Source organism: Bacillus sp. JZ39 (assembly GCF_053903145.1).
Genome location: NZ_CP096389.1, coordinates 1,130,215 through 1,144,553, shown reverse-complemented (window position 1 = coordinate 1,144,553; position 14,339 = coordinate 1,130,215). Strand labels below are relative to the sequence as shown.

The 14,339-nt window shown below is 46.7% G+C and carries 13 protein-coding genes and 2 pseudogenes; 7 read left to right on the top strand and 8 right to left on the bottom strand.

All coding sequences use genetic code 11. From position 1 onward, the window contains the following. Positions 1-20: 20 nt before the first annotated feature. Positions 21-779 carry a phosphosulfolactate synthase gene (locus tag M1D65_RS05905; protein WP_021479581.1) on the bottom strand — a complete coding sequence of 253 codons (759 nt, stop codon included), beginning with the start codon at positions 777-779 and terminating at the stop codon, positions 21-23. Beyond that, the gene (locus M1D65_RS05900) at positions 776-1,462 is read right to left on the bottom strand and encodes a 2-phosphosulfolactate phosphatase (protein WP_456270810.1); all 687 of its coding nucleotides are present in this window, start codon (positions 1,460-1,462) and stop codon (positions 776-778) included. The genes M1D65_RS05905 and M1D65_RS05900 overlap by 4 nt, the downstream gene beginning before the upstream one ends. Before the next feature lie 186 nt (positions 1,463-1,648). On the opposite strand from M1D65_RS05900, the gene M1D65_RS05895 reads away from it, so the two are divergent. The 3 genes from M1D65_RS05895 (at position 1,649) to cysC (ending at position 4,237) form a co-directional block, all read left to right on the top strand. Next, positions 1,649-2,359 (top strand): phosphoadenylyl-sulfate reductase, encoded by a 711-nt coding sequence (locus M1D65_RS05895; RefSeq protein ID WP_124048294.1) that lies wholly within the window; start codon positions 1,649-1,651, stop codon positions 2,357-2,359. Between the two features lie 112 nt (positions 2,360-2,471). Next, positions 2,472-3,641 (top strand): sulfate adenylyltransferase, encoded by a 1,170-nt coding sequence (gene sat, locus M1D65_RS05890; protein WP_456270809.1) that lies wholly within the window; start codon positions 2,472-2,474, stop codon positions 3,639-3,641. Next, positions 3,638-4,237 carry an adenylyl-sulfate kinase gene (gene cysC / locus M1D65_RS05885; protein WP_003245829.1) on the top strand — a complete coding sequence of 200 codons (600 nt, stop codon included), beginning with the start codon at positions 3,638-3,640 and terminating at the stop codon, positions 4,235-4,237. Before sat ends, cysC begins: the two co-directional genes overlap by 4 nt. Before the next feature lie 27 nt (positions 4,238-4,264). On the opposite strand, the gene M1D65_RS05880 is transcribed toward cysC, so the two are convergent. Next, positions 4,265-5,071 carry an alpha/beta fold hydrolase gene (locus M1D65_RS05880; protein ID WP_064671221.1) on the bottom strand — a complete coding sequence of 269 codons (807 nt, stop codon included), beginning with the start codon at positions 5,069-5,071 and terminating at the stop codon, positions 4,265-4,267. Positions 5,072-5,276: 205 nt separating this feature from the next. On the opposite strand from M1D65_RS05880, the gene M1D65_RS05875 reads away from it, so the two are divergent. Next, complete coding sequence (locus M1D65_RS05875) at positions 5,277-5,915, top strand: pentapeptide repeat-containing protein (RefSeq protein ID WP_456270808.1); 639 nt, start codon at positions 5,277-5,279, stop codon at positions 5,913-5,915. A 7-nt stretch (positions 5,916-5,922) separates the two neighbouring features. On the opposite strand, the gene M1D65_RS05870 is transcribed toward M1D65_RS05875, so the two are convergent. Continuing rightward, positions 5,923-7,377, bottom strand: a complete 1,455-nt coding sequence (locus tag M1D65_RS05870) for an aminotransferase-like domain-containing protein (RefSeq protein WP_125121299.1) — start codon at positions 7,375-7,377, stop codon at positions 5,923-5,925. A gap of 66 nt (positions 7,378-7,443) precedes the next feature. Here M1D65_RS05870 and M1D65_RS05865 point away from each other — a divergent pair. Together M1D65_RS05865 and M1D65_RS05860 are read left to right on the top strand one after the other, a co-directional pair. Next, positions 7,444-8,105, top strand: a pseudogene (locus M1D65_RS05865) (LysE family transporter). A gap of 49 nt (positions 8,106-8,154) precedes the next feature. Further along, positions 8,155-8,664, top strand: a complete 510-nt coding sequence (locus tag M1D65_RS05860; protein WP_124073119.1) for a DinB family protein — start codon at positions 8,155-8,157, stop codon at positions 8,662-8,664. Between the two features lie 51 nt (positions 8,665-8,715). Here the strand turns inward: M1D65_RS05860 and iolX are convergent, their stop codons facing one another. The 3 genes from iolX to M1D65_RS05845 all read right to left on the bottom strand — a co-directional run bounded on the left by iolX (position 8,716) and on the right by M1D65_RS05845 (position 11,847). Continuing rightward, positions 8,716-9,744 (bottom strand): scyllo-inositol 2-dehydrogenase, encoded by a 1,029-nt coding sequence (iolX, locus tag M1D65_RS05855; protein ID WP_153256674.1) that lies wholly within the window; start codon positions 9,742-9,744, stop codon positions 8,716-8,718. A gap of 208 nt (positions 9,745-9,952) precedes the next feature. Next, on the bottom strand, positions 9,953-10,966 hold the full coding sequence (degA, locus tag M1D65_RS05850) for a transcriptional regulator DegA (protein WP_106073798.1): 1,014 nt from the start codon (positions 10,964-10,966) through the stop codon (positions 9,953-9,955). Between the two features lie 17 nt (positions 10,967-10,983). After that, positions 10,984-11,847, bottom strand: coding sequence for an AraC family transcriptional regulator (locus M1D65_RS05845; RefSeq protein WP_003245539.1), 864 nt, complete (start codon positions 11,845-11,847; stop codon positions 10,984-10,986). Positions 11,848-11,970: 123 nt separating this feature from the next. Here M1D65_RS05845 and M1D65_RS05840 point away from each other — a divergent pair, with 123 nt between their 5' ends. Next, positions 11,971-13,338, top strand: coding sequence for an MATE family efflux transporter (locus M1D65_RS05840; protein ID WP_014476390.1), 1,368 nt, complete (start codon positions 11,971-11,973; stop codon positions 13,336-13,338). Positions 13,339-13,367: 29 nt separating this feature from the next. Here the strand turns inward: M1D65_RS05840 and farP are convergent. Continuing rightward, positions 13,368-14,193, bottom strand: a pseudogene (farP, locus tag M1D65_RS05835) (farnesyl diphosphate phosphatase). Between the last annotated feature and the right edge of the window lie 146 nt (positions 14,194-14,339).

The following is a 14,339-nucleotide window of genomic DNA, read 5'->3' as shown; positions in this document are numbered from 1 at the left end:
AGAGCCCCGCAGCCGCTATTTTACAGAAAAAAGGTATCGGATCTTAGCCCTAAACGCAGCGTTTCCAACGCGATGGCATCATGAAATGGAATATTGGCCAGATTCACATTCGGCCCGATTTTTTGAATAAACCCTTGCTGAAGCGTTTTGTTAGGCGCTTCAAAAATCAGCCTGTTGATATCAATATCCGAGGAAATGATGTCGTCAACAATTTGAAATCTGACATCGCCGCTGCTGGAACAGATCCCTCCCGTTCCGCTTTCTCTGGCTTCTGTAATCACTTTTTCTGCGCCCGCTTCCATATCCTCAACGATATATTCAAGCCATTCCTCAGAGCTTTGCCGGCTTGCTAATTCCGCATCCTTGCTGCCCACCTCACTGAGCACAAGAAATTCATCAGAAAAATCGGCAATGAAAGCCGCTTTCTCTTTATTTGTCATCGGGAGCGTACCGTTTGAAATCTCAATATATTCACAGCCGAAATAGGTGCAATACCGATGAAATTCATTCACTTTTTTCTGGCTTACGTACTTTTCGAACAGTGTGCCGCCAAAGAAAAATGTAATGTCATGTTCTTTCAGTGTGCTGATTTTTTCTTCAAGATCTTTCGTAAGTAATGATGTGCCCCAGCCGAATTTCACAAAATCAATATAGTCGGACGCTCCGGCTATGACATCTTTAAAAAATTGCAAGGGATAGCCGTTATCAATTAAAATGGACTGCCCGGTTTCTCTCGGCTTATTTGTTCTCACTGGCAATTCTAGTGAAAAATCATTCATATTATGACCCTCTCTATCGTTGGAACTTCTCCACCTTGTTTCACTTTCATCACAAAATCGCCCGTCAGTTCTTTTGTACAGTAAACGATGTCTTCCGAATCAAACAATGGCTGGCGGCTGTCAAAAAACTTCTCCGCAACAGAAGAGCGTTTTATTCTTTGAATCGCCTCCTCAGCCGTTACCGCATTTGTCCCTTCAATGATGCCTTTGATATACTCCGCACACGCCATATCGTCATCACCTGATGGGTGGGAAGCCACAATGTTCACGACACAATCGTTTGCGGCGAGCTTTTTCACATGCTCTGCCGTTGTTTTGGCATTGGAAAATCCAGTTACGAACAGATGCTTTGCGTTCAGCGCCCCCAATGCTGCTGTGACGCCGTTTGTTGTTTTCTGGATTAGGCGCTTATCCGCCATATCCTGCCCAGCCATGCGTTTTGGAGAATTATCTAAATCAAATCCGCTGATACCGACCCCCTTTTCCTCTCCCGTCAAAACATAATCCGGATAGGTGTCTTTCAGCGCAAAGGCTTCATCAGCTGTCCGGACCAACAAAATCTCTTTCGCCCCGCCGATAAACGCATAATGGGCGACCGTAAAAGCTCTGATGACATCAATGACGATGTTAATGTCCGCCGGGGCAAGCGAATGATGATGCCCCTGATAAATGGCAATCGGCATACTACCTCTCCTTGGACATAAAACCATTTTGCTAAAAAGCATATTCAGCCGGGCTCTTAATGGTTCCGCACCTCATTTTAGGCGGGCGCGGCACGTAAAAACCCTGAACCTTTATGCAAAAAATGAATAGTCTGCCTATAACTCGATCAATAGATAAAAAAAGCAGATGCAAACGGGGGGAAAACGTTGAACGAAACCATCACATATGACACATGGAACGACATGCTGTCCAAACAGATAACGGATCAATTGATCGATGAGCTCGATGTGTTGAAGTGGGCTTACCGAACGTACGGAGAAAAGATTGTGTACGCATGCAGCTTTGGCGCAGAAGGAATGGTGCTTCTAGACTTAATATCAAAAGTCAACAAAAACGCACACATCATCTTTTTGGATACCGGGCTTCATTTTCAGGAAACATATGAGCTGATCGAGACCGTCAAAGAGCGATATCCGGGATTTGCAATCCAGATGCTCGAACCCGAGCTGAGCTTAACAGAACAGGAGACGAAGTACGGCGGAGAGCTGTGGAAGCATAACCCGAACCTCTGCTGCCAATTGCGGAAAATTGAACCGCTCAATAAGCACCTGTCCGGCATGACAGCTTGGATTTCAGGACTGCGCCGGGAGCAGTCGCCAACGAGAAAGCATATTCAATACGTAAACCTGGACCAGAAGTTTAAGCTCATCAAAATTTGCCCGCTCATCCACTGGACATGGGATGACGTTTGGACGTACATCCGCCTGCACAATTTGCCTTATAACAAACTGCACGATCAACATTATCCGAGCATAGGCTGTGAAATGTGTACATTGCCTTCCCCGGACCCGAACGATGAGAGGGCTGGAAGATGGGCCGGACGGGAGAAAACAGAATGCGGCCTGCATCAGGAATAGCGGATGGCAGGTTCTTGATGTGAGAATCGAAATGATGTTGAGACGCTGATGTCAAACTTTCATTAACCGCAGAAAAGAAAACAAGGAAACGTATAATTGGAGGTTGAACACGTTGAATGGAAACGAACCCCATGGAGGGGTATTAATCAACCGCTGTGATCCCGCATGCCATTTTGAAGGGTGCGCGTGCCAAGCAGAGCTGGATCAGCTTGCACTGAGTGATCTGGAGCTTATCGCGATCGGCGGATACAGCCCGTTAACAGGTTTTTTGGGAGAAAAAGATTATCATCGTGTTGTGAAGGAAATGAGGCTGGCAAACGGCTTGCCGTGGAGCCTGCCGATTACGCTGCCTGTCGGAGAAAAAACAGCAAAACAGCTGTCTGCCGGAGATCACGTCAAGCTTGTGAAAGACGGTGTTACCTACGGCATGATCACAGTCACCGATATATACCAGCCTGATAAAACACAAGAATCACTGTCTGTTTTTAAAACAAACGATCCTGCCCACCCAGGCGTAAAAAAATTGCTGGCGCGCCCGGATTACTATATCGGAGGGCCTATCACGGTCAGCCGCCTGCCTGACAAATCTTTCGAACAGTTTTATGCAACGCCCGCAGAAACAAGAGCGGCCTTTCAAAAACTCGGCTGGAAGACGATTGTCGGCTTTCAAACCAGGAACCCTGTTCACAGAGCGCATGAATACATCCAAAAAACAGCATTAGAAACGGTCGACGGTCTGCTGCTTCACCCGCTTGTCGGAGAAACAAAGTCAGACGATATCCCAAGCGATATCAGAATGGAGAGCTACCAGGCTTTGCTTAATCACTATTATCCAAAGGATCGTGTCATGTTATCGGTTTTCCCTGCCGCCATGCGTTATGCAGGTCCGCGGGAAGCGATTTTCCATGCGCTCGTCCGAAAAAATTACGGCTGCACCCATTTTATTGTAGGCCGTGATCACGCGGGTGTCGGCAGCTACTATGGAACATACGACGCCCAAAATATTTTTCAATCATTCACAGAGGAAGAGCTGGGCATCAAGCCGATGTTTTTTGAGCACAGCTTTTATTGCCGAAAATGCGGAAACATGGGCACCTCCAAAACATGTCCGCACAGCTCAAGAGACCACATCCACTTATCAGGCACAAAAGTGAGAGAGCTTCTCCGCCAAGGCAAAAAGCCGCCTAAAGAATTCAGCCGGCCTGAGGTCGCAGCCGTGCTGATCAAGGGACTTCACCAACAGCCTGTTGCCATCAAACAAAACAGCGGGGAATTGCAATGACACACAATCCGAACATCATTTGGCATCCCGCTGCCATCTCAAAGTCTGACAGACAGTCCTTAAACGGACACAAAAGCTGCGTCCTTTGGTTTACAGGTTTGTCCGGCTCCGGAAAATCGGTGCTGGCCAATGCAGTCGATGAAAAGCTTTACCGCAAGGGCATTCAGAGCTACGTACTTGACGGTGATAATATCCGCCACGGCTTAAACAAAGACCTTGGATTTCAGACTGGTGACAGGATTGAAAACATCCGCCGGATCGGGGAAGTGGCGAAGCTGTTTGTCGACAGCGGGCAAATGATTTTAACGGCTTTTATTTCTCCATTCAGAGAGGATCGGGACATGGTTAGAGCGCTCTTTCCTAAAGGTGAGTTCTTCGAAATTTATGTGAAGTGCCCGCTGCATGTTTGTGAACAGCGCGATCCAAAAGGGCTTTATAAAAAAGCGCGAAACGGAGAGATCAAACATTTCACCGGGATCGATTCTCCGTATGAAGCGCCGCTTTCACCCGATTTCATCATTGAGTCAGACCAGACCTCTATTTCCGATGGAGCTGATCTCATCATTAACGCACTGCAAAACAGAGGAATTATATAAAAAACCCGATCAATGTCGGGTTTTTTCTTATGAGTTGGAGAACTGCGCAATTAAACTGTTGATCTTCTCTTTTTCCTCATAAAATGCTCCGTGCCCGCTGTTTGCAAACGGAACCAATTCCGACTGTTTGATGCCGCGCTTCAACTCTTTCGCAAAATCAAACGGCGCAATTTTATCCTTTCTCCCGTGCAGGATCAGCGTCGGCACCTTGATTGCAGCAAGTTCCTTTCTGAGATCTTCATCTCTTAATGCGATTCCCGAGTGGATCGTCCCGTAGGAGGAAGCCTCCAGCATCAGATTGAGAAACCACTGCCTAAGCTCTGGAGACACTTTTTTCTCAAAAAACTGTTTCCCTAAATCAGCCAGTGTTTTGGGCCGATCAGCTTTGAACAATTCAATCATATCGTCAATATCCTGCTTCCTCATCCCGTACGGATAACCCGGGCGTTTTGTAAACGCGGGGGCCGCTGCAGACAGTAAAATCAGCTTATCAATATCGGCTCCTTCATGCCGTGCCATATAACGGAGTGCAATGGCGCCGCCCATTGAAAAACCGGCGAGAATCGCATTCTCAAGCTGCAGCGTATAAATGACTGCTTTCACATCATCGGCCATCGTGTCATAATCGTAGCCTTCCCAAGGGCGGTCAGATTGCCCATATCCCCGCAAATCAACGCCGATAAAACGAAATCCCCTTTTCGGAAGCTCATTCATTTGATATTCAAACATCTTATGATTCAACGGCCACCCGTGCAAAAAGATGATCGGCCTTCCATGTCCGATATCCTCTACAAACAGTGTCACATGCTCCTCGGTTTTGATGTAATGCCCCATTCCGCATTCCTCCTGTTCCCTTTGGCTTTTTCGGCCTGTAAACGCCTTGACGTATAGGAATCTTTCCATTTATGCTTACAAAACAAGCGGGCTGCTGTACCAAGAAAAGGCTCTTCACGATTTACTATATGTATCAATTTCCTTAACGATCTATTAAATTGAACCCGGAAGCCTCTGTTTTTCGGGCAGCAAAGGATGTCATCACATGAATAAAATCGCAATTCAAAAACCAAACATACCAGAAAACCTGCAAACCGCAGATTTTCATGATGCCGTGACGCAGGATGATGTAATCAGCATGCATTTGTTTGAAGATTGTACCATCTGCGGCGAAGATATCGAAAGACTCTGTGTTGAAAAAACGGTATTCAGAAATGTCGTCTTTATCGATGTGTCTTTTCGGCATATTGAACTGACCGATGTGATCTTTGAAAAGTGCGATTTATCAAACGCCGATTTCAGCGGGGCTGTCATTCACAGAACTTCAGTTAAGCAGTCAAAAATGGTTGGAATGAATGTGGCGGAAGCAACGCTGCGGAATGTTTCATTCGAGGAATGCCACGGACATTTCAGCTCATTTTCGTATTCAAATATGAAACAAGTTCGATTTGATCACTGTGCTCTTATGCAAAGTGAATGCAGCGATACGGTGCTCCAGCAGACACACTTTGACGGATGCGAATTGGAAGGCGCCAGCTTTACCGGCACGTCCCTTCAAAACATGGACATCAGCACGTGCCGTTTTGAACAGCTTCATGTCTCCCTCGACAAATTGAAAGGCTGCAAAATCGCACCTGAGCATGCGATTGCCTTCGTCAGGGCACTGGGAGCTGTCATCGTATAACCAAAGCTTAGGACATCATCAGGCGGCGTGCTGTTTCAGCTGCCGCTTTAATGCCAGTTTCCAAATCTCCAAGAGATGCATAGGAATATGACAGCCTGATGCTGTTTCGGTCTTCACCGTCATAAATGTAGCCGGGATTCACAAGCACCTGCCGTTTCAGCAATCCATAAAAGAAACGGCTGACAGGCAGGTTTTTGTGAAATGTCACCCAAATATAAAAGCCGCCTGCGGGAATCCGCCACGTGGCAATGTCCCCGGCATACCGCTCGAGAAAATGAACGGCGGCGTCTCTCCTTTCTTTAAGCTTCCTGCGTACCCAAGTCAGATGCTCTTCATAATACCCCTGTGACAGCCACTCGGCAGCCGCCCACTGGGACAGGCCGCTTGATCCGTAGTCTGTCTGCATTTTAATGTCCGCCAACCTTTCAATAACCGGCTCCGGACCGGCAAGCCAGCCGATTCGCAGACCGGGGCTAACCGTTTTTGAAAACGTGCCCAGATACAGAATATTGCCCTCATGATCCATTGCTTTCAACGGCTGCGGAGGTTTTTCTTCAAACCATAAATCACCGTACGCATCATCCTCAATGATGGGCATCTGCTCTTTTTTTGACAGGCTGATGATCTCTTTCCTTCGCTGCTCTGACATGACTGTGCCTGTCGGATTATGAAACGACGGAATCGTGTAAAGCAGCTGTCCTCCATATTGTTTTCGATTAGAAGAAACAAGCCCCGCTTTGACCCCTTCATCATCCATCGGCAAGCCGCGAAGCCGCATCCCAGCTGATTGAAATACATGCAAGGATTGAAGGTAGGACGGCTTCTCCGTCAAAATGACAGAATCTCGTTTTAAAAGTCCAATTGAGATGAGCTGAAGTGCCTGAAGTGCACCGGACACAATTAAAATTGCAGCCGGTGACACATGGATCTTCTTTCCTTTTAAATGGTCGGCCACTGCCTCCCGCAGTTTACGGTTTCCTTTCGGCTGCTCATATCCTAAAGACAGGACGCCCGGATTGATTTGCTGAAACATCCGTCCAATTGTGTCAGCAGGCACAAGATCCGGTGAAAGTTCTCCAGTCCCTAATCTGATGATATCCGCTCTTGGTTCGTTCTGATTAATAGCTTGAATGATGGAAGAATTGGCGCGATGAATGCCCGAACGGACGTAATCGCTCCAATCAAGCGGAGGCTCAGCCGCCAGCACGCTCCAAGTACTGTTTACAACCTTCGTACCGCCGCCTCTTCTTCCCTCTAACAAGCCTTGAGACGTGAGTTCATCTATGGCTGCTGTGACTGTGCTGCGGTTGACTTGAAACATGCCGGCCAGCGTTCTCTGTGAGGGGATTTTCGTCCCTACAGCCCACTCTCCGTGAAGAATCTTGTCTTTCATATATTGTTCGATCTGCCGATGCAGCGGAACATCCGACTTTCGGCTTGGCTGCCATTGCGACAAGGTCATGCCCCCCTTTTTTACACATTATACATTTGGCTGGTTCCTAACCCAACCAAATGGCTGGAGACTTTAGTGACAATCTCTCTTATGATTGAAAAAAATGTGAAGGGAGCTTTTTCAGCATGAATGCAATCATTCACGGAATTGTGCTCGCGTTTGGCTTAATTTTGCCGCTGGGAGTGCAGAATGTGTTTATTTTTCAGCAAGGCGCGTGGCAAAAGCATATTTGGCGGGCTCTCCCAGCTGTCATCAGTGCTTCAGTCTGCGATACCATGTTAATCGTATTAGCCGTTGCGGGCATGTCTGTCATTGTGCAGGAGCTGCCTGTGTTTGAGACAGTCATGATGGCCGGCGGATTTTTATTTTTGCTCTATATGGGCTGGGTGACTTGGAACAGCCGTCCGAACACAAGCCAAAATGAGAAACATACGTTCACACCAAAAAAGCAAGTTGCATTTGCGGCCGCTGTTTCTCTTTTAAACCCGCATGCCATTCTGGACACGATCGGCGTCATCGGCACGAGCTCTCTTCAATATTCGGGGCTTGAGAAATGGCTCTTTATGGCCGCCTGCATCGCTGTGTCTTGGATTTGGTTTATCAGCCTTGCAATAGCGGGCCGGTTGTTTCAGACGATAGATACGAGCGGCAGGCTAATGGTGATCGTAAACAAATGCTCTGCAGCGGTAATGTGGGCAGCGGCAGGATATTTTGGGATGTCACTCTTTTACAATTGAAGGAGAAACGAATGAAAACAACGAATTTCTTAGAAAAGGAGGCATGCTGATGACTGATGCAAAACAGTTTTATGACTATCATTCATGGGCAAACAAGAAAATATTTAACCATATCGAAAACCTGCCGGAGGGAACTGCCTATCAAGAAGTAAAGAGCGTATTTCCTTCTGTCAGCGACGTGCTGCTTCATATGTGCAGGGCTGACTACATTTGGCTGAATGTTCTTTCGGGAGTGGCCTACCAAGAGATTATAGACAGCGCAGGCAAATTAGAGTCCGCGCAAGGTAATATGGCAGCGATTAAACAGCACGCTGCCGAGCTGGAGTCACAGTATCATGATTTCTTCAGCCGCCAGACGGACTTAGAACAGACCTTCACAATGCAGCATCCGAAACTAGGTACACTGGAATCAACCTATGCAGACACCATCCTGCATGTCGTCAATCACGGCACTTACCACAGAGGGAACGTAACCGCCATGCTGAGACAGCTGGGCCATTCAGGCGTACCTACTGATTATATGTACTATTTATATGAGAAAAGAGAAAGCAAGGGCTAAAATGTCCTTGCTTTTTTTTGCGGAAAGCCTCAAATGCAACCATATTAGCTTTTACATACCTGTATAAGCGCGCTTCACATCTAGCTGTACCGGCCTGCCGCTTCGAAAGGAATTGGTTGCGGCGATACCCACTTCTAAATTGATCGTCGCATCAATATCAGTCACAATCGGTGTTTTTCCATTCCGAACACACTCGGCGAAATGCTGAAGCTCCAAGCAGTAGGCTTCATGAAAACGAGTTTGAAAGTCTGGAATGATATCAAAACTGCTCCCTTTAGCCGATAGGATGGTCACATGTTGATTTCTCAATGTCCCTATGAAAATACTGCCCTCTGTCCCGATCACCTCCGCCCGGATGTCATGTCCGTATGGAGAGGTTCTGCTTGCCTCGACGTCCCCCGCTGCGCCGGAGTCAAATTCAATATACGTCAGCGCCTGATCCACATCACCATACTGCTCCATAAACGGATTGTTCAGAATCCTGCCGTGTCCTGAAACAGAAGTGATTTCCGCCCCTAGCAAATAACGGGCAATATCATAGTCATGGATGGAACAGTCAATAAAAATTCCACCGCTGTGTTTGATAAATTCTGCGGGAGGCGCGCCTTGGTCGCGCGTAAAGCCTTTATAATAGATAGGTTTGCCGATTTCACCCGCGTCAATCCGCCGCTTGGCATCTGCGTATGCGGGATCGAATCGTCTCATAAAGCCGACTTGGCAAATGACACCTGTCTCCTTCACTTTTTCAGACACTGCTCTAGATTCCTCAAGGCTTAATGTCAGCGGTTTTTCAACGAAGATCTGTTTGCCGTTCTCAGCTGCTTTGATGATCATATCACCATGTGTGCTTGTCGGCGTTACGATAATGACAGCGTCAATGCCGGGATCTTCTAACACTTCATACGGGTCCTCTGACCATTTTTCAATACCGAGTTCTCTGGCAACCTGCTCCGCTCTCCCTTTTAACGGATCACCTACACTAACCAGCTTTGCCCCCGGCACACTGGTGACGAGATTTTTCGCATGATAATAACCGAGCCTTCCTAATCCCAATACTGCACATCTTACTTGATGTTCCACGTCCCATCCTCTCCTTTATCTCATTTCAGACTCGCTTTGAGAAAGCGCTTTCTCTTAACAACTAAAAAAACAGCGGTTCTATCCGCTCTGCCATTTTGCGCAAGCGCTTTCTCAAAAGATGGTTTCATTTTACACTGCCATTGGTTTACACGCAATATGTTTTTTTTGCTTCAACTGTCATAATGAAAAAACCCGCTCATTAGCGGGCTCATGTGTTGAGCGGTGATGTAGAATGTCTGACTACAAGCTCAGGCGGGAGCACTATTTTTTGTTTCGCCTTTCGTTTTCCCTCTATTGCTTCTGCCAGCAGTTCGATGACGCTCCGCCCCATCTCTTTTATCGGCTGGGCTATGGTTGTCAGGGGCGGAGCCGCCATTTCTGCGAGTATCGTATTATCAAAACCAATGATAGAAAGATCATCCGGCACTTTTATGCTTCTTATTCTCGCAGCTTGTATGGCGGCACAAGCCAATACGTCGTTGAAGGCAAAAATAGCAGTCGGAGCGTTTCTGTCGAGCAATTTTCCCGCTTCTTCCTTGCCGCTTTCCAAGGAAAACCGCGTCTGGATGATAAGTGATTCATCAATGGGCACGCCCGCTTCCTCCATCGCCTGACGGAAGCCTTTGATTCTATTTTTTTCGCCTGTCGTTGACCCGTCTCCGATAATGCAGGCGATGTTCGTGTGGCCGAGTGACAGAAGATGCTTGGCAGCCTCATATCCGCCACGAACGTCATCTATCACAACAATATCCATCGGAAGAAGCGGCTTATCCTGAGAAATCATGGCAATCGGAATTTGTTCACTGGCGATTTCCTCCAAAGCAGACATACTGTCATGGCTTTCAATCCCTGTTGCAAAAATAATGCCATCCACCTTTTTCTGTTTCAGCACAGAAAAATACTTTGTTTCTTTTTTCGGATCGTAATCGGTGCTGCAAATCAACATTTGAAAACCGAGCTCATCCGCTCTTTCCTCAATGCTTTTGGCCAGTTCGCCGTAAAACGGATTTGAAATATCAGGCGCCACGAGAGCAATCATATTCGTTCGTTTTCCCGTTAACGCCGCGGCGTGGACATTGGGCGTGTATGCCATTTCATTCATGACATTCATGACCTTCTGCCGTGTTTTATCGCTGATTCTCCCCGTATTGTTTATTACACGGGACACAGTTGTGATCGAGACACCCGCCGCCTTTGCCACATCGTAAATTGTTGTTTTCATGTTCATCCCTCGTCTGGTTATTGAACTTTCCGGCTGACAATTTTCCGGTATTCAATTGGTGAAATGCCTTCTATCTGCTTAAAGAGTTTTGAAAAGTATGTCGGATCTTCCATTCCGACCGTTTCCGCAATAACGCCCATTTTATCATTTGTAGAGGATAAAAGACGCTTCGCTTCCGTCATTCTCACCCGGTTCGTGTATTGTGCCGGAGTTACGCCGAGCACCTGTTGCATGCAGCGGCTCACATAATCCTGATGATAGTGAAGGGCGAGCGACAGATCCTTGATTGTCGTCTTTTCCTTATAGTGCTCCTGTAAGTACCGGGCCGCCTCCCAGGCTACCCGCTCTTTCGCAGACGGTATTTGGAACGCTTCTTTTTGAAGATGCAGCATCAGCTCCTCAAATAAAATTTGCTTTCTGAGCGGCAAATCAGAGTTTTCCGCGGAGTAATCGATCAGCTTTTCAAACTGCTGCGCCATAAACTGCGGGCGCTGCACCTTGCCTTTTCTCGGCAAGGCCAATCCGTAGCGGGCCGGCTCTTCGAAGCTCCCTTTTTCCTGCTGAAGCTCAGACCAGTTGCTGCCTCCCTTTGCCGTAAATTCATATCGATGTTCATCGAAGTGAAGCCAATAGTAGGAGGTTGCTTCATCACTGCCCTTCGTCCCGTAGTGTTCAAGACCGGGAGAAAGCAAGATGTACTCGCCGCCTTCAACAGAAAACGATGTTTCATTTTCCGTTATATATAACGTTCCCTGTTTGACATATATCAGATCAAACACGGAGAATACACGTTTCACATGGGTTTCTCCTTTTTTAAAAACTCCTTCCCCAGCTGCGATAAATACCGGAAAAGGCGGGACTGTAAACAGGATGCGAGGCATTTGAATCATCCTCCTTTTTAAGTCGGATTTTTACAAGAAGTATCGTTTCTATCCCTTTTTATTATAAGGAAATGGAGGTACACTTTAAAACGTTGATTTTATTTACGAAAGGGGTTAGACACTATGAAACAAGCTGTCTTCAAATCAACTGCTTTGAAAAAACCCGCTGACAAAACGTTCTCATTATTTTCGCTTACTTGGCCGATCTTTATTGAGGTCTCATTATATATGTTTATGGGTAATGCCGATACACTGATGCTCAGCCAATACTCGGATAACAGCGTGGCAGCAGTCGGCGTCAGCAACCAGATTTTAAATTTAATTATCGTGATGTTCAGCTTTATCGCAACAGGAACGACCGTTATCATTTCACAATTTCTAGGCTCACGGCAAAAGAAAGAAGCCATGGAAGTCGCTTATGTGTCAATCGGCGCCAACTTCTTCATCAGCCTGGCCATCAGCGCCGTCGTCTTTTTCGCGGCTGTCCCTCTGCTTCATATGATGGGATTATCAAACGCACTGATGCCTGATGCGAAAGTCTTTTTACAAGTTGTCGGAGGTCTGTCCTTTATTCAGGCTTTAATCATGACATTCAGCGCGATCTTAAAAAGCTACGGCTACACAAAAGATACAATGTTTGTCACTATCGGCATGAACATTTTAAACATTGCCGGAAACTTTGTTGTGATTTTCGGTTTGTTCGGCTTTCCTGTCCTCGGCGTTGCCGGTGTGGCCATGTCCACATCTATCGCCCGCGTCATCGGATTAATCGCGATGATTGTGATTGTCAACAAACGCATCCAGCTGAAGATGTCGCTGAAAAAAGTCTTTCATATGCATAAAGAGCATTTGCGCAAGCTGCTGAAAATCGGCATTCCTTCTGCGGGAGAGCAGCTTTCATACAACCTGTCGCAAATGATAGTCACGTATTTTATCGCCATCATGGGCGCGCAGGCGTTGACAACAAAAGTGTATACGCAAAATATTACGATGTTTATTTTGCTGTTCGGCACTGCGATCAGCCAGGGTACACAAATCTTAATCGGCCGTTATATCGGCGGCAAACAATTTGATGCCGCTTATGAGCGCTGCATGAAGAGCTTATATTGGGCACTCGGAATTGCTGCGGCTACCTCTGTTTTGATGACAATCTTTTCAAAAGACCTGATCGGACTCTTCACACAAAGCCCTGACATTATAGCAACTGCAAGCCTATTGATTGCCATGACCATTATTCTTGAACCAGGCCGCTCGTTTAATGTCATTATCATTAACTCTCTGCGGGCTGCGGGGGATGCGAAATTCCCGGTTTACATGGCAATGATTTCAATGTGGGGCATTGGCCTCCCGCTTGCTTATCTTTTCGGCATCCACCTCGGTTTCGGTCTTGCCGGCATTTGGATTTCTTTTATCGCGGATGAATGGGTCCGGGGAATCTTAATGTACAGAAGATGGCGCTCACGTATCTGGATACAAAAAGGTATGGCGTAACACCCGGCTCAATCAAGGCCGGGTGTTTTTTAGATATCAGACAGAATCTGCTTCACTTCGGTCTCTGTAAGAGCGAAGTGATGTTGAAATACATCGTGCTGCTTTGCCCGGATTTTTTCTAAAACAGCCCGGTGCAAATGAAGAGCGGCTTTCACCGTTTTTTGAGAATACTGCGGAAATAGCGGCAAGGCATCCTGACACTCTTCAAGGTAGGCTTCTGCTTCAAAAGCGATATACTCCCACGTCATTGTGAACGCTTTATTTACGGTGCCTTTTTGGAGATCAGCCTCTGTATAGCCGAATTGCTGCATTACCTGACGGGGAATGCGGTTTTTTTGCTGATCTGTGCCAAGATCACTTAAGAAGCGAACCAGCTGTATGGCCAAGCCTAGAGAGACGGCTGCTTGTTTGAGCAGATCTTGTTTTCGGCGTGTCAGTATCGGCAGCAGCATCAATCCGGCAGAACCGCCCGTCCGATATGCGTACATGAGCAGTTCATCAAGGTCATCATACGGCTTGGCGTCTTCTTTTTGTGCGGCAATAAACTCCCGAAAAGGTTCGCTTTCCAATGTAAAGGTCCGATACGCATGATCAAAAGCCTTCCATAGATGTTGATTACCGTTATTTGTCCTTTGGTAAACATGATCAGCTTTAGCTTCAAATGCGGGCAATACCTTTTCGTCTGCACTGGCCACCGTGTGGCAAAACGACAATACTGCCCAAGAGGCTTGTCTTTGCTTTAGCGGGAGATATGATAATGCTTTGAAACAGGCTGGCGCGTATTCGCCAACAATCTGTCCGCATTGCTGGTAAGCTTCTTTTATCTCTTTCATTTTTCTCACTCCTATGTATCACTGCTTCTTCAAGTCTAGTATGTTTTTTCCTAATTGTATATGAAGAAAATGCCGATTCTTACTTTGTAAAAGTAACAAGACGTACAGCATCATCGACGAGATATACATTATTATTTTTAATGCCATACAACAGGTAGAATGTAAACA

Bases quoted from the DNA above. Each gene is read 5' to 3' on its own strand.
- M1D65_RS05845 (WP_003245539.1), bottom strand. From the start codon at position 11,847: ATGCCTCGCATCCTGTTTACAGTCCCGCCTTTTCCGGTATTTATCGCA.
- M1D65_RS05860 (WP_124073119.1), top strand. From the start codon at position 8,155: ATGACTGATGCAAAACAGTTTTATGACTATCATTCATGGGCAAACAAG.
- M1D65_RS05905 (WP_021479581.1), bottom strand. From the start codon at position 779: ATGAATGATTTTTCACTAGAATTGCCAGTGAGAACAAATAAGCCGAGA.
- M1D65_RS05870 (WP_125121299.1), bottom strand. From the start codon at position 7,377: ATGACCTTGTCGCAATGGCAGCCAAGCCGAAAGTCGGATGTTCCGCTG.
- M1D65_RS05900 (WP_456270810.1), bottom strand. From the start codon at position 1,462: ATGCCGATTGCCATTTATCAGGGGCATCATCATTCGCTTGCCCCGGCG.
- M1D65_RS05875 (WP_456270808.1), top strand. From the start codon at position 5,277: ATGAATAAAATCGCAATTCAAAAACCAAACATACCAGAAAACCTGCAA.
- cysC (WP_003245829.1), top strand. From the start codon at position 3,638: ATGACACACAATCCGAACATCATTTGGCATCCCGCTGCCATCTCAAAG.
- M1D65_RS05840 (WP_014476390.1), top strand. From the start codon at position 11,971: ATGAAACAAGCTGTCTTCAAATCAACTGCTTTGAAAAAACCCGCTGAC.
- degA (WP_106073798.1), bottom strand. From the start codon at position 10,966: ATGAAAACAACAATTTACGATGTGGCAAAGGCGGCGGGTGTCTCGATC.
- M1D65_RS05880 (WP_064671221.1), bottom strand. From the start codon at position 5,071: ATGGGGCATTACATCAAAACCGAGGAGCATGTGACACTGTTTGTAGAG.